This is a genomic window from Cryobacterium sp. M96, from assembly GCF_002929845.1.
GTDB classification, from domain to species: domain Bacteria; phylum Actinomycetota; class Actinomycetes; order Actinomycetales; family Microbacteriaceae; genus Cryobacterium; species Cryobacterium sandaracinum.
Map to the genome: position 1 here is coordinate 34,649 of NZ_PJJS01000043.1, position 17,358 is coordinate 52,006.

Below are 17,358 nucleotides of genomic sequence, written 5' to 3' on the forward strand. Positions count from 1 at the left end.
GACGCCGTCGCGGGGTGCCACCTGGTCCGGCGACCAGACAGTGCAGTTATGATTTGGTGTGATCATGACTGCTTCGAAAGACTCGCCCGACGCGCGAACCGCCAGATTTCGGCGACTGGCCTCCGTCCCACTCGACACGATTGGATCGCGCTCCCGCCCGCTGGCCGGCGCCTGGACGTCCATTCGTGAGATCGGCGACCAGAAGGAGATGCTCGGGCTGCTCGTTCGCAGAGATCTCAAGGCGCGATACAAAGACAGTGCCCTGGGTTTCCTGTGGTCGTTGATCAGGCCCATCACCCAGCTCATCATCTATTACGTCGTCGTCGGCAAATTCCTCGGGGCCGCGCGCGGGATCCCCGACTTCGCCATTTATATATTCACCGGGTTGACCGCGTACACCCTCTTCAGCGAGATCGTCGCCTCGTCGACGGCGTCGATCATCGGCAACGCCGGCCTCATCAAGAAGATCTACCTGCCGCGGGAGATCTTCCCCTTGGCCAGCGTCGGTTCCGCCAGCTTCAATTTCCTGATTCAGCTCGCGATTCTGGTTGTGGCCGCCGTTGTCGTGGGCAGTCAACCGCTCAGCCTGGACCTGCTGTACTTCTTCCCGTCGGTCATGGTGCTCCTGGTGTACGCAACGGCCCTCGGGCTGCTCATGTCCGCTCTCAACGTCTACCTCCGGGATGTGCAGTACCTCATTGAGGTCGCGCTGATGGTGCTCATGTGGGCCTCCCCGATCGTCTACACATGGTCCATGGTTCGCGACATCCTCGGCAACGGGATCCTGCTCAACATCTACACGAGCAACCCGATCACACTGTCGGTGCTGGGCTTCCAGCAGGCCTTCTGGACGGCCGGAGAGGGAACGCCCTTCCCCGACAACCTGCTGCTGCGGCTCGCGGTGACGCTCGTCGTCGGCGTGGTCCTCTTATTCGTATCCCAGCGGGTGTTTTCCCGCCTCCAGGGCAACTTCGCCCAGGAACTCTAACGAGAAAAAGAATCGACGTCATTATGAATTCTCCCCTTCTCGAAACAAGCTCCGACGCGCCGACACCTGCACCGGTCGTCATCTCCGCGAAAGATGTGTCCAAGAGGTTCGTCGTTCGCAAGGACAATGCGCTCAAGGAGCGCCTCGTCACGATGGGCAAGCTCGGCCGCCAGCACCGCCAGGAGTTCTGGGCCCTGCGCGACATCGACATCACCATCGAAGCCGGGACGACAGTGGGTCTGATCGGTCACAACGGGTCCGGCAAGAGCACGCTACTCAAAGTCATCGGCGGAATCATCCAGCCGACCACCGGAACCGTGTCCCGACGCGGCAGGATGGCCGCGCTTCTCGAGCTCGGAGCGGGGTTCCACCCTGACCTCACTGGACGCGAGAACGTCTTCCTCAACGCCTCCATCCTCGGCCTGACCCGGAAGGAGACGGAAGATCGTTTCGACGACATCCTGAGCTTCTCCGGGATCGGCGACTTCATCGATACCCAGGTGAAGTTCTACTCGTCCGGCATGTACGTGCGGCTCGCCTTCTCGGTCGCCGTTCACACCGAACCGGATGTTCTGCTCGTCGACGAGGTCCTCGCGGTGGGCGACGAGGCGTTCCAGCGCAAATGCCTGGACAAGATCCGTTCCTTCCAGGAGGAAGGCCGCACGATCATCCTCGTTAGCCACTCCCTGGGCCAGGTGACCGAGCTGTGCGACCGTGCGATCCTACTCAATCGCGGTGAGATCGAATTCGACGGCAACGCCCACCAGGCCGTGACGGCCTTCCGCAACATCCTCGAAGAACGGCGGGTAGAAGAAGCGGCCGCCGCCTCTCCCGACGTCGTCGTTCACGAGGGTCATGTCCTGGGAGCGACCGTGCACGCGGTCGGCAAGGCAATCGGCGACCCCGTGCTGCCCGGCGACGACCTGCGGATCGTGATGACGTTCGACCACGATGACAAACTCAATGATTGGATCGGGGCCCTGCAGATTGACAACGCCTCCGGCCAGGTCGTGTACGGCACGAAGAACTCCCTGATGGACGTGCGGCTGCCCCCTCTGTCGGGTCCGGTCTCGCTCGAGTACATCATCCACAACGTGACCTTCGGGTCGGGCAAGTACTTCGTGAATGCGTCCCTGCTCGACAGCGCCCTCCGGCACGTGCACGACATGCCCCAGGCGTGCACCTTCAACGTTCCCTTCTACCCGCTCGCGACCGGCACGGTGCACGCCGAGCCGACGTTGCGGGTCCTGGATGCCGCCGCACACCAGGCTTCGGCTGTCTGATCTCCCGCAGGATGACCGATGTCACGCACATCCAGAGTCGACCGGACAGGAGTCAGAACATGACTGACTCCGTGGTGATTGTCACGGTCACGCACAATTCCAGCGCCGTCCTCCCCCGATTCCTGGCCACCGCCCGCGGCGCAACGCTCGCGGTGACGCCAATCGTCGTGGTCGACAACGCCTCCCAGGACGTCGACGAAGCCAAGGCGGTGTCAGAGGCCGGACAGGCCCTGTTCCTCGGCCTCGAATCGAACCGAGGCTACGGCGACGGAATCGCGCAGGGAATTGCGTCGCACGCAACATCGGCCGACTTCATCCTGATTTCCAACCCGGACGTCGAATTCGCCGCGGGTTCACTCGACATTCTTCTGGAAGCGGCGCGGAACAACCCCCAGGCCGGTTCGCTGGGCCCGCGGATTGTCGATCCGGCGGGCGCCACTTATCCCTCGGCCCGCCCGGTTCCCTCACTCAGCACCGGCATCGGGCACGCCCTGTTCTCCCGTATCTGGCCGGCGAATCCGTGGACGCGGTCATACCGCCCGATCCCCGTGGCGGCCAGTCCCGATATCGTGCCGGCGGGATGGCTGTCTGGCGCATGCCTCCTCGTGCGACGACGCGCCTACGACTCCGTGGGCGGTTTCGACACCTCCTACTTCATGTACTTCGAAGATGTCGATCTCGGTGACCGGCTGGGCAAGAACGGGTGGACGAACCTGTACGTGCCAGAGGCGGTCGTCGTGCACACGGGAGCACACTCCACCTCGCAGAGCCGCGACGCGATGGAGCGGAAGCACCACGAGAGCGCTTATCAGTTCCTGTCCCGCAAGTACTCTGCCTGGTACTTCTCACCGGTGCGCGGCATCCTGCGCCTGGGTCTCCACCTGCGCGGCCGGTGGCATCTTCCCGGCCGATAGTGTGGAGGGAACGTTTAGCCGCCGTACAGACTGGAGATCCACCACCAATGAGGCTCGTAATGACCCTGATGGTCCGAGACGAAGCGGACATAATCGGGCCGATGTTGTCGCACCACCTCGACCAAGGCATCGACAAAATTATCGTCACCGATAACGGCTCCGTCGACGGAACCTTGGAGATCCTGCGCGGCTTCTCGGACCGTGGCCTGATCGACCTGCGCGAAGACCCGGTCCACCGCAAACAACAGCATTCCGTGGTCACGGCCATGGCTCGTGACGCCTTCCTGCTGTACGGGGCGGATTGGGTGCTGAATGCCGACGCGGACGAATTCTGGATGCCCGTGGACCGTTCCTCATCGCTCCGCGAGGCGCTCGAGCTCCACCCGAAAAGCCTGCAGAGCTTTGTCGTGCCCGTCGTGGACATGATCGGGCCTCCCGCTGCGATTGGATCCGGTCTGCAGCGGTTGGTCTACCGGGACCTCCGGACCAACGCCGCCCTGAACAAGATCGGCCTGCACGCCCATTCCACCCCGGACACGGTTCACATCGGCGTGCCTGACATCGAGATCGCCCAGGGGAATCATTTCGTCAGCCTCGAGGGGCGCGGCGTGGAACCCGCGAACGCTCTAATCGAGGTCCTGCACTTTCCCTGGCGTTCCTGGGACCAGTTCGAACGCAAGGTCCGCAGCGCCGGGCTTGGCTATGAGAACAACCCCGACCTAAATCCGAGCCCGAATCACCACGGGATGCAGGAGTACCGGCGCTACAAACTCGGCAGCCTCCAGTCGTTCTACGTTCTGCGGCACCCGACCCCGGAGGAATTCGCGGTGGGACTGGGCGACGGGACCTTCGTGCCAGAGGAGACCGTAGCCGGCAGTCGGGAATCCCCTGTCCCCGACGTCGCACTTGACCCCGATCTGCTGGCCGCGGCGCGGCGGATGGGACCGGTGATCGCCGGAACCGAAACGGAATTCAAGCGGTTGCTCGCCGCGGAGAAGGTAGAGTCGCGATTCTTCGCGACCTCCTACCATGAGACCGCGGTGCATGCCCGAACGCTGGAAGAGAAACTGGGCTCGCTGAAAGAGTCACGGCGGGCCCTGGAAGAGACGCTGGGCGTCACGCAAGAGCAACACCGAGCGCACGTCACCCGCCTCGAAAGCGAACTGGCAAAAATCCGACAGCGACGCGTCGTTCGGTGGGCCGAACGCGTCGGCGCGCTGCGTCACCGTCATCGACACCCGCGGTAGCATTTCCGCTCCCGACCGCTGGATGGCGCTCTGTCGGCCCGGTCAGCCGGTCCGCGCGGTCGGCCCCGTCAGCCGGTCGGCGGGGTCACCGGGCGCGTTCCAGGACCGCCGCCCTGTCGGTTTGGAAGCGCACCTGGAACGGAGCCGCACCGGTGCCGTCGGCAACCCACCGGGCCAGGATCGACTGCTCCTCGGCACGGTCGATGTCGTCGAGGATGACCCAGGCGTCCGGTGTTAGCCGGTCCGTGAGGAGGGGCAGCGCGGGGTACCGTATTTCCGCGCCCAGGTGCGCGGGTGGGCCATCGACGAACAGCAGAGACACCGGTCCGATGTCGGCCAGCGCCTCGGAGGGGAACCACAACCGGGAGCGCGCCTCGAAAGGCTGCAGGACCAGGTCGTGCACCCGGATCTCCACCCACCCGTCGAGCCCGAGTTCTTCCAGTTTCAGCCGGGTTGAGTCGGCGTAGTTCTGGTCGTGTTCGAGGGAGATGAGGCGCCCCTCGCCGCGCTTCTTTAGCGCGAGCGCGATCCACGCCGTCGACGTTCCGCTGCCGCACTCCACCACCGTGTCGATGCGCGGCGCAGCCAGAATTCGCGAGACGAGGACCAGGAGCGTTTCCGGTGTTGCCGCCCAGCCGCCGGGGGCCGGCATACTCCCCGTGACCGGAAGGAGGGCGTGGAGCGACAGCAGGGCCGAGACATCTCTCTGGATGTCCCGCCGCAGCATGTCCAGCGGCTCACCAGGTGCGTACGACAGCCCGGTCGGCGGCACGACCTGCGTGGGTGCCGGCGCCTGCACTGGCGTGGGCAAGGATTCCCGCATCAGCTGAAGGGCGTTGTGGCCGGACTTCGCCAGGACGACCGAGACGCCAGTGGAGACCAGGAGCAGTGCGCCCAGCAGCCACGAGGCATCCTCCCAGACCAGCGCCGCCACGACGCTCAGAGCGAGAACGACACCAATGGCGCCCGCACACAGTAGAAGAGTTCGTCTGCCCAGCGCCGGCCATGTTGTCATACCTCTAGGAGTACCACACGACCGGCCTGCCGGACGTGCTTACTCGCCGAGCAGGCTCAGAAGGTAACGGCCGTAGCCGCTCTTGACCAGGGGCCCGGCGATCTTCGCCAGGTGCGCATCCGTGATCCAGCCGGCGCGCCAGGCGATTTCCTCGATGCAGCCGACCTTGAAGCCCTGGCGATCCTCAATCACGCGCACGTACTCGGACGCCTGCATCATCGACTCGAACGTCCCCGTGTCCAGCCACGCCGTTCCTCGGTCGAGGACCTGCACGTGCAGATTCCCTAGTTCGAGATAGCGCTCGTTGATGGTGCTGATTTCCAGCTCGCCACGGGCGCTGGGCTCGATGGTCTTGGCGATGGCCACAACGGAGTTGTCGTAGAAGTAGAGCCCGGGAACGGCGTAATTGCTCTTGGGCTTCTCCGGCTTCTCTTCGATCGACAGGGCGGTAAAGTCATCGTCGAACTCGACCACGCCATACGACGTCGGGTTGCTGACGTGGTAGGCGAAGATGCGCGCACCCTGTAGGGCGTGGTTACCGCGGAGGGCGGAACCGAGGCCGGCCCCATGGAAGATGTTGTCGCCGAGCACGAGTGCGACGCTCTCGTCTCCGATAAAGTTTTCGCCGATGATGAAGGCCTGGGCCAGACCGTCAGGGGAAGGCTGAACGGCGTACTCGATGCTGACGCCGAGATCTGAACCGTCTCCGAGCAGGGCGCGGAACTGATCGTTGTACTCCGGCGTCGTGATGATCAGGATTTCGTTGATCCCGGCCATCATCAGCGTCGACAGGGGATAGTAAATCATCGGCTTGTCGTAGATGGGCATCAGCTGCTTGGAGATGCCCTTCGTGATCGGCCAGAGCCGTGAACCCGAACCGCCGGCAAGGATGATTCCGCGCATTGTTACTTTCCTTCGTTCAGGGAGGTGTAGAAGGCCCGGGCGTCAGCCCAGGTGGGCAGCAGGCCACCGGCAGCGGCTTCGGTCAGGCTCGGGGCATCCGTGTCCTTCGGGGACAGGAGCAGCTCGCCGGCCTCGGGCGGGAAGACCAGGCCGATGTCCGAGTCGAGCGGGTTGATGCCGTGCTCGCGTCCCGGGTTGAAGGGCGCGGTGACAAGGTAGCTGACCGTGGCGTTGTCGGTGAGTGCCACGAAGCAGTGACCGAGACCCTCGGCAATATAAATTGCGCGCCGGTCGGTGTCGTCGAGCAGAACGCTGTCCCACTGCCCGAAGGTCGGGGACCCCACGCGGATGTCGATGACGAAGTCGAGCACTGCGCCATGGGTCGCCGTGACGTACTTCGCCTGGCTCGGCGGGATGTCGGCGAAATGGATGCCGCGCACGGAACCGCGCTTGGACACCGACGTGTTGGCCTGGGCGATGTCGAGGCGGTGCCCGATCGTCTCCTCGAGACGGTCGAAGCGGTACCACTCGAGGAAAACTCCCCGGTCGTCTCCGAACTGCTTCGGAGTGATTTCATAGGAATCGGGGATGGAGAGTTCGCGAATCTTCACCGCGTAAGCCTACCAAGCGCGTTCCGATAGAATCGCAACGGCACTTTCATCAAACGGAACGGTTACCTCCATATGAAGATCCTCGTCACCGGCGGAGCCGGTTTCATCGGCTCGAACTTTGTTCGGCGCACCCTCGAAGACGCTTACCCGGGCCTCGAAGGAGCCGAGGTCGTTGTGCTCGACGCCCTCACCTACTCGGGCAACCTCGAGAACCTGGCCCCCGTCGCCGGGTCGCCGCGTTACTCGTTCGTGCACGGCGACATCCGTGACGCCGCACTGCTCGACGAGCTCTTCCCCTCTCTCGACGCCGTGGTGCACTTCGCCGCCGAGTCCCACGTGGACCGCTCGGTGCGCGACGCGTCGATCTTCGTCGAGACGAACGTGCTCGGCACGCAGCAGCTGCTCGACGCGGCGCTCCGCCACGACCTGGCCCGGTTCGTGCACGTCTCCACCGACGAGGTCTACGGCTCCATCGCCGAGGGATCGTGGAACGAGGAGCGCGCGCTGGAGCCGAACTCCCCCTACTCCGCGTCGAAGGCCGGCAGCGACCTGCTCGCGCGCAGCTACCACCGCACGCACGGTCTGAATATCTCGATCACGCGCTGCTCGAACAACTACGGGCCGTACCACTTCCCGGAGAAGGTCATCCCGCTGTTCGTCACCAACCTGATCGACGGCTTGCACGTTCCCCTCTATGGCGAGGGAAACAACATCCGTGACTGGCTGCACGTGGACGACCACACTCGCGCCATCGCGATGGTGCTCGTCGGCGGCCGCGCCGGTGAGATCTACAACATCGGCGGCGGCACCGAGCTGACCAACAAGGAGCTCACGCAGATGCTGCTCGACTCCACCGGCAAGGACTGGTCCTACGTCGACCGCGTCGCCGACCGCCTCGGCCACGACCTGCGCTACTCCGTGGATATCTCGAAGATCCAGGCCGAACTCGGCTACGCGCCCCTGGTTCCGTTCGAGCAGGGGCTCGCGGACGTCGTGCAGTGGTACCGCGACAACCGCACCTGGTGGGAGCCGCTCAAGGCCCGTGCGGCATTGAGCTGATGACCCGCTATCTGATCACCGGCGCGGCCGGGATGCTCGGACGCGACCTGCAGGCCGCGCTCGCCGGCCGCGACGTCACAGCGTTCGACCGCACCGAGCTGGACATCACCGACCGGGCCGCGGTTCTGGCTCAGGTCGTCGGCTACGACGTCATCATCAACGCCGCCGCATACACGCAGGTGGACGACGCCGAGACGCATGAGGATGCCGCGTACGCGATCAACGCGACCGGCCCCCACAACCTGGCGCTGGCCGCATCCGCCACCGGGGCGAAGCTCGTGCAGATCTCCACCGACTACGTGTTCGACGGCAGCGCCACCGCACCCTACGCGGAGGACACCGAGATCGACCCGATCTCCGCCTACGGCCGCACCAAGGCCGCCGGCGAGGCGTTCGTTCTGCAGGAACACCCGGCGGGCAGCTACATCGTGCGCACGGCCTGGCTCTACGGCCAACACGGCCCGAACTTCCCCAAGACCATGCTGAAGCTGGCTGCAGCCCGCGACACCCTCAGCGTCGTCGACGACCAGGTCGGTCAGCCAACCTGGACCGCCGACCTGGCCGCGCAGATCGTCACCCTGCTCGATTCCGACGCGCCCGCCGGCATCTACCACGGGACCAGCTCCGGCGTGACGAGCTGGTTCGGCTTCGCCCAGGCCGTCTTCGCCACGGCCGGCCTTGACCCTGAACGGGTCACTCCGACCGACAGTTCGCAGTTCGTGCGCCCGGCCCCCCGGCCCTCGTATTCGGTGCTCGGCCACGATGCCTGGGCTACCGCCGGGCTGTCCCCCATTCGCGACTGGCGCGAGGCTCTGGCCGCGGCGGCCGAGCAGGGGATCTTCGCGGACCAATGACCACACTGAGAGTCGTCCTGGACCAGATGATTGCACCGGTCCCGGGTGGCATCGGGCGTTACACCGAAGAGCTGACCCGGGCCCTGATCGCGGCGGCGCCGGCCGGTTGCGACGTCGAAGGAATCGTGTCGTCGTCGTCGGCCGAGCACTACGCCAGGGTCGAAACGTCCCTGCCGGGTCTGGCCAGTCTGCACAAGACCACGTTGCCGCGGCGCGAGCTCACGGCGGCCTGGCAACTGGGCATCGCCAACAGTTCCGGGTCGGGCATGATCCATGCCCCCTCCCTGCTGGCGCCCCTGCGAAAGCACAGCATCGTCAACGACGGCACCCAGGTGACCGTCACCATTCACGACGTGCTGGCCTGGACGCATCCGGAGGCGCTCACTCCGGCGACCGTCGCCTGGACGAAGGTCATGGTCAAACGCGCCCGCAAACACGCGGATGCGATCGTGGTCCCCAGCCACGCCGTGGCCCACCAGCTCGCGAACATCGTCGACCTCGGCGATCGCGTGCGGGTGATCGGCGGCGGAATCGGAAGCGGCCTCCGCCTTCCGTCGAACTCCTCCGCGACGGAGATCATCGCGGAACGCCTGGCGTTGCCGAACGAGTACATCGTCACCGTCGGCACGCTCGAGCCGCGGAAGGCCATCACGGCGCTGATCACCGCCCTGGGCCTGACGGGAGCGCCGGATCTCCCGCTGATCGTTCTGGGACCGGCCGCCTGGGGTGAACTCGACGTGGCATCCGTCGCCGACGAGGCCGGCCTCCCCTGGGGCCGGGTGCGCGCCCTGAACGGGCTGACCGACGAAGAGTTGGCCGTGGTCATCTCCCGGGCGGCAGTGTTCGTCTACCCCAGCCGGGAAGAAGGCTTCGCCGGGCCGATGATCCAGGCGTTTTACCTGGGCACCCCGGTCGTGCATTCGGACGCCCCGGCCCTGGTCGAGGCCGCCGGCGACGCGGGGCTAGTCGTCGAGCGTGAGGATGCATCCGGGTACCCCGAGCGACTGGCTGCGGCCGTCACCCAGGTGCTGAGCGACACCACTCTCGCAAACCGGCTGCGCATCTTCGGTAGCGATCGAGCCCAGGCCTTCACCTGGCGCGATTCCGCCGAGCGCATCTGGCTGCTGCACGCGGACCTGTAACAGCACCACCGAGTCCGGGGCCGTTCGACCGAACCCGAACCCAACCGACCCTACGGAGCCGGTTCCGCCGTGGGCGGCGGAACCAGGGCGGCTTCGATCAGGCTGCGGATGACGTCGTAATCGGGATCCTCCGGGTCGACGTCGTTTTCCGGCACCAACTCGACGGACTGGATCGGCAGCGCCTTCGTCTTCGACGCCAGGTGCGTGAAATAGCCGAGCATGCCCTGAGGGATGTCGGTCTTCACGACCTGGCTGCCGGCCGATGCAACCGCCTGGAACTTCGTCAGCACGTTGGCGGGGCTCGCCTGCTGCAGGATCGCCTCCTGCACCTGCCGCTGCCGCACCATCCGGTCGTAGTCGCTCGTGTCATGGCGTGAGCGTGCGTACCAGAGGGCGTGGTACCCGTCCATGTGCTGCCTGCCGGGCTCGAACCAGAAGGCAACCTCGGTGAAGGTCTCGTCGGTATGCACGGGGACACGGTGGTCGACGTTGATGTCGACTCCGCCGAGCGCGTCGACGAGGTCGGAGAATCCCTGCATGTCGATCAATGCGTAGTACTGGATCGTCAGCCCGGTCACGCCCTGGGCCGCGTCGCGCATACCTTCGATGCCCGGTTCGCTGCCGCTGCCGACAGCATCCGGGTACATCTCCGGGCTCTTCACCTCCACCTCGGTGTAGATCGAGTTCAGCATGCACGCGGAGACCTCACAGCCGTCGATCGATCCGTACCCTTCCGGGTACAGGTCGGCGAGTGGCCCCGCAGAGAACGGCACGTCCTCCAGGTTGCGCGGCAAGCCGATCATGCTGGCCTGGCCGGTCTCCGCATCGATGCTGACCACGGAGATGCTGTCGGGGCGTAGACCCTCACGGTCGGGGCCGGCGTCGCCGCCGAGCAGCAGGATGTTGTAGCGGCCGTCGGAGGGCGGCTCCGTCGGGCCTGCCACGAAGACCGAGGAGAGGAACCCGCTGGCCGTCGTGGCCACGTACGCGCCGTACCCGGCCGTGCCGACCACGCCCACCATCAGCACCGTCGCGAGCCCGGCGATGATCGGGCGGGCCTTGGGGGTGGCGCGCACGAGGCGCACGAGGCGCAGCGTGTCCAGGGACAGGATCAGCCAGACCACACCGGAGAAGGCCAGCAGCAGGGCGGCCGCCCACAGGCCGATCGAGTTGGTGAACACGGTCAGAGCGACGGCAGGCCAGAGAGTGTAGACGACCCCCACGACCACCGCGAGGGCGAGCAGCGTGAGCGTCATGCCGAGGCCGAACCGGCCGAGCCGACGGTTGCCGGCCAGCACCTGCGCGGAGCCGGGCAGCACGAAGTTGAGCACGACGAGCCACCAGGCCCGTTTGGTCATGATCGGGGCGGACCCGAGATCCGGATGCCGGATCGGCGTGCGTGCACTGATCATAGTTTTGCTTGGAGGTCCAGGTTCTTCTGCTCGACTTGTGCGGCGAGCATCTCCCGATAGCCGAGCAGCTTGACCCGCAGGGAGTCGTCGGCGATGGCGAGGACCTTGACGGCGATCAGGCCGGCGTTGCGTGCTCCGCCGATGGAGACGGTGGCCACGGGCACCCCGGCCGGCATCTGCACGATCGACAGGAGCGAGTCCAGGCCGTCGAGCCGACCCAGCGGAACGGGCACGCCCACCACCGGCAGGGTGGTCACGGCCGCGAGCATGCCGGGCAGGTGGGCGGCGCCGCCGGCGCCGGCGATGATCACCCGGATGCCGCGCGCATGGGCGCTCTGGCCGTAGGCGATCATCTTCTCCGGGGTGCGGTGCGCGGAAACGACCTGCACCTCGAAGGGAACGTCGAAGTCGCGCAGGAGTTGCGCCGCGTCGCTCATCACCGGCCAGTCGGAATCGGAGCCCATCACGACGCCGACCAGCGGCACCAGGGCGGTTTCGCGCGGGGCGGTCTCGAGCTCAGAGTTGTCTGTCACGCAGTCGATCCTATTTGGTCAGTCCTGAAAAACTGCCGCTGCGGCCCGCGCCTGGTACGCGACGAGGTCCAAATCGTCCCCACCGACGGTCACGTGGCCGACCTTGCGCCCCGGCCGGGGGTCCTTGCCGTAGGTGTGCACCTTGGCGGCCGGGTAGGCCTCGAACGCGGTCGGGTAGCGCGCGGACAGGGGCTCCGACGCCGGCCCGCCGAGGATGTTGACCATGACCGTCCACGGGTCCCTGACGTCGGTCGCCCCGAGGGGAAGGTCGAGCACGGCGCGCAGGTGCTGCTCGAACTGGCTCGTCGTCGACCCCTCGATCGACCAGTGGCCGCTGTTGTGTGGGCGCATCGCCAACTCGTTGACCAGGATGCGCTCATCCGTCGTCTCGAACAGTTCGACGGCCAGCATGCCGGTGGCGCCGATGCCCTCGGCGATGCGCACGGCGATGTCGGCGGCGGCCCGGGCCAGCCTGCCCTCGGACTGAGGTGCGGGCGCGATGACCTCGGCACAGACGCCGCCCTGCTGCACGGTCTCCACCACGGGCCAGAGCGCGATCTGGCCGGACGGGCGTCGCGCGACCAACTGGGCGAGCTCGCGACGGAACTCGACCAGCTCCTCCACCAGGAGGGCGCCGTCGTTGCCGTCTTCGGCGAGCGCGGCGAACCAGTCGTCGGCCTCATGCTCGTGGGTGACCAGCCGAACGCCCTTGCCGTCGTAGCCGCCGCGGGCCGTCTTGACGACCCCGCGACTGTTGTGGGCGGCCAGGAACGCGCCCAACTCGGCGGCGTTCTCGACCCGCGCCCAGTCGGGCACGGGCAGACCCAGCTCGCTCAGGCGCTGACGCATCAACAGCTTGTCCTGGGCGAAGAGCAGCGCGTCGGGGCCCGGGTGCACGGCCACGCCCCTGGCCACAAGCTCGCGCAGGATCCCCTGCGGCACGTGCTCGTGGTCGAACGTGACGACGTCGACGGTGTCGGCGAAGGCCAGCACCACGTCTCGGTCGCGGTAGTCGCCCACCTGCACCGCGGCCAGGTCGGCCGACATGCCCTCGTTCTCGGCCAGCACCCGGATCCGGATGCCCAGGTTGACGGCCGCCGGAATCATCATCCTGGCCAACTGGCCGCCGCCGATAACGCCCACAGTCGTGTTCATCGCTCCACCAATTCCTTGGTACCGGTCATTGCCGGTACGGGTTCTCTCAGGCTGCAGGCTGGACCTCGCCGTAGACTCGGGTTCTCGACTTCTATCTTTGCCCATCATTCGGAGGGATGCATGCCGAGTACACAGCGCCGATCAGCACGGCTTCTGGCCTTCGTCCACCAACTCGGCAAGTTCGGGGCTGTCGGCCTCGTCGGTTTCGTCGTGGACTTCACGGTCTTCAACCTGCTGCGCACCACGGTTTTCGACCCCGCCTTGGTGGAGTCCGGACCGATCTATGCCAAGGTCGTGTCGACCACGCTGGCCATCATTGTGAACTGGATCGGCAACCGCTTCTGGACCTTCGGGGCCAACCGCCAGTCGCGCACGTTGCGCGAGGCGGCCGAGTTCTTCGCGGTCAGTCTCGTCGGCATGGCCATCGGCCTCGCCTGCCTCTGGGTCAGCCGCTACGGGCTCGGCTACACCAGCCTGCTCGCCGACAACATCTCGTCGAACGTGATCGGGCTGGGGCTGGGCTCGGCCTTCCGTTTCGTGCTCTACCGGCACTGGGTGTTCTCCCCGCGGCGCGCGGCGACGGCCGACTCGGAGCGGGCGCTGGCTGCCTAGCGGGAGCCCCAGCGCGCGGTCTCGTCGGCGAGTGCTGACTGTTCCTGGCGGCGCAAGCCCATCAAGGTATGCGAGGACTCCATCAGGTCGTGCAACACCTGTTGCACCAGGGTGGCGTTGGGCACGTCTTTCAAGACGAGCGGATGCTCCAGCCCGGCGTTGATCAGAACGTCACCCGAGTGGGCCAGCGACTGCAGCCAGTTCTGGCGCACCGTCACGTCGTAGCCGCGGCTGTGCAGCAATTCCTGGCGGGTGCGCACGAAGAATCCGTGCCGGAAGATGATGCGCCGGGTGGTGATCGTGTAGCGGTTGTTCAGCCACGACATCAGCGGCAGTAGCCAGAGCAGCAGCACGAGGGCGGCCGCGGCAGCCAGCAGCGCGATATTCTGCCACGGCTCCGGCAGGGAACCGTAGAAGTACCCGGTGGCCGCGGAAATGGCCAGCAGCGCCAGGGTGGGCCAGAACAGGATTCGGGCGTGCGGCCGGAGCCCGGCCACGACCGACTCGGCCGGGGGAAGCACCTCCGCCGCCGCGAAGCCCGCTGTCTTTGTCATAATCTATTAATACCGCAGGTGGGTGACATCCCCGGCGGCGACAGCCTGCAATTCGCCGCTCGCCTGGTCTTCGACGATGAGCCGGCCGCTCCGGTCGAGCGCAATAGCGGTGCCGACCAGGTCGGTGCCACCGGGCAGTTCCACCCGCACGACCCCGCCGAGCGTGCCGCACGCTTCGGTCACCGCGCGCAACAGCCCGCTTTGGACCGGGTCGCCCTCCGCGTCGAGGAAGGCCCGGGTGAGCTGCCGCAGTTCGGTGAGGTAGCGGGCGAGCACGGCATCCGGATCGGGGGCCGAACCGGTCACCAGCAGCAGCGACGTCGAGGTGAGCGTGGGCAGGTCGTGCTCGTCGAGGGACACGTTCAGGCCGGCGCCGATAACCAGCCCCTGCGCGCCGGGCAGCAGCTCCGAGAGGATGCCCGACACCTTGTAACCGTCGATCAGCACGTCGTTGGGCCATTTCAGGGTGACCTCGTGTCGGGGCGCCTCCTCGCCGGGTTCGTCCACCCGGGCTGCCAGGCTCGCCTCGACGACCGCGCGCACGGCCCGGGTCATCGCGGCTCCGGCGAGCAGGGGGAACCAGCCGAAGTGGTCGATCGGGAGCGGGGCGGCCGAGGCTCTCGGGCGGAGCAGCACCGAGATGGCGAGCGACTTTCCGGTGGGGGCGAGCCAGGTGCGACCCAGTCGGCCGCGACCGCGGGTCTGGTTGTCGGTGACGACCGTCGACAGGTCGGGCCAGGCTGCGGCATCCTCGCCCGCAGTGTGGGCGACGAGCACGTCGTTCGTCGACCCGGTCTCGGGTAGGTACTCGAAACGCGGCACGACCTCGCGGCTGAGCGGAAACTCCATCTGATTCTCTCTCCCTGTGGCTAACTCCTGTAATTCTGGCGAATACGAGCGCAAATGGCACAATTCACGCCCGAATCCGCCAATCCTCAGGAGTTGGCCACAGGAAGGCAGACGCACCCGACCAGCAAACCGGCCGGTTTTTGTAGACAATCGTCAACGATCGGGAGCAGGGGCTGGCCGGTAGAGTGAACCGCGTGACTGAGAACTCGCCCCTTGCGGGCCCCGACCTGTACACGACGGCTGGAAAGCTCGCCGACCTCAAGCTGCGCTATCACGAAGCCGTGACCGCCAGCGGCGAGGCCGCGATCGAGAAACAGCACGCCAAAGGCAAGATGACCGCGCGGGAACGCATCGACCTGCTGCTCGACCAGGGCTCCTTCGTCGAGATCGACGAGTTCGTGCGGCACCGCACGCACGCATTCGGCATGGAGAAGAAGCGGCCCTACGGCGACGCGGTCGTCACGGGCACCGGCACCATCCACGGCCGCCAGGTCTGCGTCTACTCGCAGGACTTCACCATCTTCGGCGGCTCGCTCGGCGAGGTTGCCGGCGAGAAGATCATCAAGGTGATGGACCTTGCCCTCAAGACCGGGGTGCCCATCATCGGCATCCTCGACTCCGGCGGAGCGCGCATCCAGGAGGGCGTCGTCGCCCTCGGCAAGTACGGCGAGATCTTCCGCCGGAACACGGCCGCGTCCGGCGTCATCCCGCAGATCTCGATCATCTGCGGCCCCGCCGCCGGCGGCGCCGTCTACTCCCCTGCCCTGACCGACTTCGTGATCATGGTCGACAAGACGAGCCAGATGTTCGTCACCGGCCCCGACGTGATCAAGACCGTCACGGGCGAAGACGTCGGCATGGAAGAGCTCGGCGGCGCGCTCACGCACAACACGATCTCCGGTGTGGCGCACTACCTGGCCAGCGACGAGCCCGACGCCCTCGACTACGCCCGCACCCTGCTCAGCTTCCTGCCGGACAATAACCTGGCCGACCTGCCCGTCTTCGACAGCGACATCGAGCTCGAGACGACGGATGGCGACCGGAACTTGAACACGATCATCCCCGATTCCGCGCACCAGCCCTATGACGTGAAGACCGTGATCGAGCACATCGTCGACCACGGCGACTTCCTCGAGACGCAGCCGTTGTTCGCCCCGAACATCGTCGTCGGCTTCGCCCGCGTCGAGGGACGATCGATCGGCATCGTCGCCAACCAGCCCAACGCCATGGCCGGCACGCTCAACATTCCGGCCGGCGAGAAGGCCGCCCGGTTTGTGCGTTTCTGCGACGCGTTCTCGATTCCTATCCTCACCCTGGTCGACGTGCCGGGCTTCCTTCCCGGCACCGACCAGGAGTGGACCGGAATCATCCGCCGCGGCGCCAAGCTGCTCTACGCCTACGCGGAGGCGACCGTGCCTCTGGTCACCGTCATCCTGCGCAAGGCCTACGGCGGCGCGTACATCGTGATGGGCTCCAAGCAGCTCGGCGCGGACATCAACCTGGCCTGGCCGACCGCGGAGATCGCCGTGATGGGCGGCCAAGGCGCCGTGAACATCCTGTACCGTGCCGAGATCAAGAAGGCCGAAGCAGCCGAGGAGGATGTTGCCGCCGTGCGCACCCGGCTGGCCAACGAGTACACCTACAACGTGGCGAGTCCGTTCCTGGCGGCCGAGCGCGGCGAACTGGACGGCATCATCGAGCCGGCCACGACCCGCGTCGCGGTGACCAAGGCCCTGCGCGCCCTGCGCACCAAGCGAGCGAGTCTGCCGCCCAAGAAGCACGGGAACATTCCGCTGTAGGCGGGTGCTATGACCGATTCATCGAATGTTACGAGCGCCCCGAGCGCCCCGAGCTCAGCCGAGGAGACCGAGTCTGCGTCGCCCGAGGTTCCCCCGGTGCCCGGGCTGCGTTTCCTGACCCGCGGCGTCTCCCCCACCGAGGCGGCCGCCGTGTCGGCCGTGCTGCACGGCCTGGTGCGCGAGGAGGGCGACAACCTGCGCCAGGCGCCGGTGCGCGGCCAGAGCGCGTGGCAGCGCAGCCAGCGCAGTGTCCGGGTGGCTCTGACCCCCGGCGCAGGCCGCTGGCGCGGATTCTCGGCCTGACCCTTCGGTTCCCAACCGTCGGGGGCTCCCGGTCCCCCTAAATGCCGACTTTTTTTACCGAACCGGTTCGACCAGTATTGGCATTGCTCGGTGATGCTCTTAAGAGTTCACGACTAAAGCCCGTC

18 protein-coding genes are annotated in these 17,358 nt (G+C 66.4%); 10 read left to right on the forward strand and 8 right to left on the reverse strand.

Going from position 1 to position 17,358, the window contains the following annotated elements; translation table 11 throughout:
- The first annotated feature begins 64 nt into the window (after positions 1-64).
- The 4 genes from CXY79_RS06430 to CXY79_RS06445 all read left to right on the forward strand — a co-directional run bounded on the left by CXY79_RS06430 (position 65) and on the right by CXY79_RS06445 (position 4,432).
- Positions 65-988 (forward strand): ABC transporter permease, encoded by a 924-nt coding sequence (locus CXY79_RS06430; RefSeq protein WP_104100369.1) that lies wholly within the window; start codon positions 65-67, stop codon positions 986-988.
- Between the two features lie 23 nt (positions 989-1,011).
- Positions 1,012-2,271, forward strand: coding sequence for an ABC transporter ATP-binding protein (locus tag CXY79_RS06435; RefSeq protein WP_104100319.1), 1,260 nt, complete (start codon positions 1,012-1,014; stop codon positions 2,269-2,271).
- 59 nt (positions 2,272-2,330) lie between these two features.
- Positions 2,331-3,185, forward strand: a complete 855-nt coding sequence (locus CXY79_RS06440) for a glycosyltransferase family 2 protein (RefSeq protein ID WP_104100320.1) — start codon at positions 2,331-2,333, stop codon at positions 3,183-3,185.
- Between the two features lie 68 nt (positions 3,186-3,253).
- The gene (locus CXY79_RS06445) at positions 3,254-4,432 is read left to right on the forward strand and encodes a glycosyltransferase family 2 protein (protein WP_255409025.1); all 1,179 of its coding nucleotides are present in this window, start codon (positions 3,254-3,256) and stop codon (positions 4,430-4,432) included.
- Between the two features lie 85 nt (positions 4,433-4,517).
- Here CXY79_RS06445 and CXY79_RS06450 read toward each other — a convergent pair whose 3' ends face one another.
- Genes CXY79_RS06450 through CXY79_RS06460 form a run of 3 tightly spaced genes read right to left on the reverse strand, consistent with a single transcriptional unit; the run spans position 4,518 to position 6,961 of the window.
- On the reverse strand, positions 4,518-5,447 hold the full coding sequence (locus CXY79_RS06450; protein WP_104100322.1) for a class I SAM-dependent methyltransferase: 930 nt from the start codon (positions 5,445-5,447) through the stop codon (positions 4,518-4,520).
- 39 nt (positions 5,448-5,486) lie between these two features.
- The gene (gene rfbA, locus CXY79_RS06455) at positions 5,487-6,350 is read right to left on the reverse strand and encodes a glucose-1-phosphate thymidylyltransferase RfbA (protein ID WP_104100323.1); all 864 of its coding nucleotides are present in this window, start codon (positions 6,348-6,350) and stop codon (positions 5,487-5,489) included.
- A 2-nt stretch (positions 6,351-6,352) separates the two neighbouring features.
- Positions 6,353-6,961 carry a dTDP-4-dehydrorhamnose 3,5-epimerase family protein gene (locus tag CXY79_RS06460; protein ID WP_104100324.1) on the reverse strand — a complete coding sequence of 203 codons (609 nt, stop codon included), beginning with the start codon at positions 6,959-6,961 and terminating at the stop codon, positions 6,353-6,355.
- 72 nt (positions 6,962-7,033) lie between these two features.
- Here CXY79_RS06460 and rfbB point away from each other — a divergent pair, with 72 nt between their 5' ends.
- The 3 genes from rfbB to CXY79_RS06475 are packed head-to-tail and all read left to right on the forward strand — an operon-like array spanning position 7,034 to position 10,016.
- Positions 7,034-8,020 (forward strand): dTDP-glucose 4,6-dehydratase, encoded by a 987-nt coding sequence (gene rfbB / locus CXY79_RS06465; protein WP_104100325.1) that lies wholly within the window; start codon positions 7,034-7,036, stop codon positions 8,018-8,020.
- Complete coding sequence (gene rfbD / locus CXY79_RS06470) at positions 8,020-8,874, forward strand: dTDP-4-dehydrorhamnose reductase (RefSeq protein ID WP_104100326.1); 855 nt, start codon at positions 8,020-8,022, stop codon at positions 8,872-8,874. Before rfbB ends, rfbD begins: the two co-directional genes overlap by 1 nt.
- Entirely contained in the window at positions 8,871-10,016 is a 1,146-nt protein-coding gene (locus CXY79_RS06475) for a glycosyltransferase family 1 protein (RefSeq protein WP_104100327.1), read from the forward strand. The genes rfbD and CXY79_RS06475 overlap by 4 nt, the downstream gene beginning before the upstream one ends.
- A 50-nt stretch (positions 10,017-10,066) precedes the next feature.
- Here CXY79_RS06475 and CXY79_RS06480 read toward each other — a convergent pair whose 3' ends face one another.
- The 3 genes from CXY79_RS06480 to CXY79_RS06490 form a co-directional block, all read right to left on the reverse strand.
- Entirely contained in the window at positions 10,067-11,428 is a 1,362-nt protein-coding gene (locus tag CXY79_RS06480; RefSeq protein ID WP_369827946.1) for an LCP family protein, read from the reverse strand.
- Positions 11,425-11,892 (reverse strand): 5-(carboxyamino)imidazole ribonucleotide mutase, encoded by a 468-nt coding sequence (purE, locus tag CXY79_RS06485; RefSeq protein WP_104100370.1) that lies wholly within the window; start codon positions 11,890-11,892, stop codon positions 11,425-11,427. Before purE ends, CXY79_RS06480 begins: the two co-directional genes overlap by 4 nt.
- 87 nt (positions 11,893-11,979) lie before the next feature.
- A complete protein-coding gene (locus CXY79_RS06490) occupies positions 11,980-13,116 on the reverse strand; it encodes a 5-(carboxyamino)imidazole ribonucleotide synthase (RefSeq protein WP_104100328.1) in 1,137 nt (378 codons plus the stop codon).
- A gap of 120 nt (positions 13,117-13,236) precedes the next feature.
- Here CXY79_RS06490 and CXY79_RS06495 point away from each other — a divergent pair, with 120 nt between their 5' ends.
- Entirely contained in the window at positions 13,237-13,728 is a 492-nt protein-coding gene (locus tag CXY79_RS06495; protein ID WP_104100329.1) for a GtrA family protein, read from the forward strand.
- Here CXY79_RS06495 and CXY79_RS06500 read toward each other — a convergent pair.
- Complete coding sequence (locus tag CXY79_RS06500; RefSeq protein ID WP_233191317.1) at positions 13,725-14,282, reverse strand: PH domain-containing protein; 558 nt, start codon at positions 14,280-14,282, stop codon at positions 13,725-13,727. The two genes, CXY79_RS06495 and CXY79_RS06500, sit on opposite strands and share 4 nt — an antisense overlap.
- Before the next feature lie 6 nt (positions 14,283-14,288).
- Complete coding sequence (locus tag CXY79_RS06505) at positions 14,289-15,131, reverse strand: biotin--[acetyl-CoA-carboxylase] ligase (protein ID WP_104100330.1); 843 nt, start codon at positions 15,129-15,131, stop codon at positions 14,289-14,291.
- Positions 15,132-15,316: 185 nt separating this feature from the next.
- Here CXY79_RS06505 and CXY79_RS06510 point away from each other — a divergent pair, with 185 nt between their 5' ends.
- Entirely contained in the window at positions 15,317-16,930 is a 1,614-nt protein-coding gene (locus CXY79_RS06510; RefSeq protein ID WP_369827947.1) for an acyl-CoA carboxylase subunit beta, read from the forward strand.
- A 9-nt stretch (positions 16,931-16,939) separates the two neighbouring features.
- A complete protein-coding gene (locus tag CXY79_RS06515; RefSeq protein ID WP_233191318.1) occupies positions 16,940-17,233 on the forward strand; it encodes an acyl-CoA carboxylase epsilon subunit in 294 nt (97 codons plus the stop codon).
- Positions 17,234-17,358: the final 125 nt, after the last annotated feature.

Coding starts and splice junctions, on each gene's coding strand:
- CXY79_RS06430 (WP_104100369.1), top strand. CDS start 65: ATGACTGCTTCGAAAGACTCGCCCGACGCGCGAACCGCCAGATTTCGG.
- CXY79_RS06435 (WP_104100319.1), top strand. CDS start 1,012: ATGAATTCTCCCCTTCTCGAAACAAGCTCCGACGCGCCGACACCTGCA.
- CXY79_RS06440 (WP_104100320.1), top strand. CDS start 2,331: ATGACTGACTCCGTGGTGATTGTCACGGTCACGCACAATTCCAGCGCC.
- CXY79_RS06445 (WP_255409025.1), top strand. CDS start 3,254: ATGGTCCGAGACGAAGCGGACATAATCGGGCCGATGTTGTCGCACCAC.
- CXY79_RS06450 (WP_104100322.1), bottom strand. CDS start 5,447: ATGACAACATGGCCGGCGCTGGGCAGACGAACTCTTCTACTGTGTGCG.
- rfbA (WP_104100323.1), bottom strand. CDS start 6,350: ATGCGCGGAATCATCCTTGCCGGCGGTTCGGGTTCACGGCTCTGGCCG.
- rfbB (WP_104100325.1), top strand. CDS start 7,034: ATGAAGATCCTCGTCACCGGCGGAGCCGGTTTCATCGGCTCGAACTTT.
- rfbD (WP_104100326.1), top strand. CDS start 8,020: ATGACCCGCTATCTGATCACCGGCGCGGCCGGGATGCTCGGACGCGAC.
- CXY79_RS06475 (WP_104100327.1), top strand. CDS start 8,871: ATGACCACACTGAGAGTCGTCCTGGACCAGATGATTGCACCGGTCCCG.
- CXY79_RS06480 (WP_369827946.1), bottom strand. CDS start 11,428: ATGATCAGTGCACGCACGCCGATCCGGCATCCGGATCTCGGGTCCGCC.
- purE (WP_104100370.1), bottom strand. CDS start 11,892: ATGGGCTCCGATTCCGACTGGCCGGTGATGAGCGACGCGGCGCAACTC.
- CXY79_RS06490 (WP_104100328.1), bottom strand. CDS start 13,116: ATGAACACGACTGTGGGCGTTATCGGCGGCGGCCAGTTGGCCAGGATG.
- CXY79_RS06495 (WP_104100329.1), top strand. CDS start 13,237: ATGCCGAGTACACAGCGCCGATCAGCACGGCTTCTGGCCTTCGTCCAC.
- CXY79_RS06500 (WP_233191317.1), bottom strand. CDS start 14,282: ATGACAAAGACAGCGGGCTTCGCGGCGGCGGAGGTGCTTCCCCCGGCC.
- CXY79_RS06505 (WP_104100330.1), bottom strand. CDS start 15,131: ATGGAGTTTCCGCTCAGCCGCGAGGTCGTGCCGCGTTTCGAGTACCTA.
- CXY79_RS06515 (WP_233191318.1), top strand. CDS start 16,940: ATGACCGATTCATCGAATGTTACGAGCGCCCCGAGCGCCCCGAGCTCA.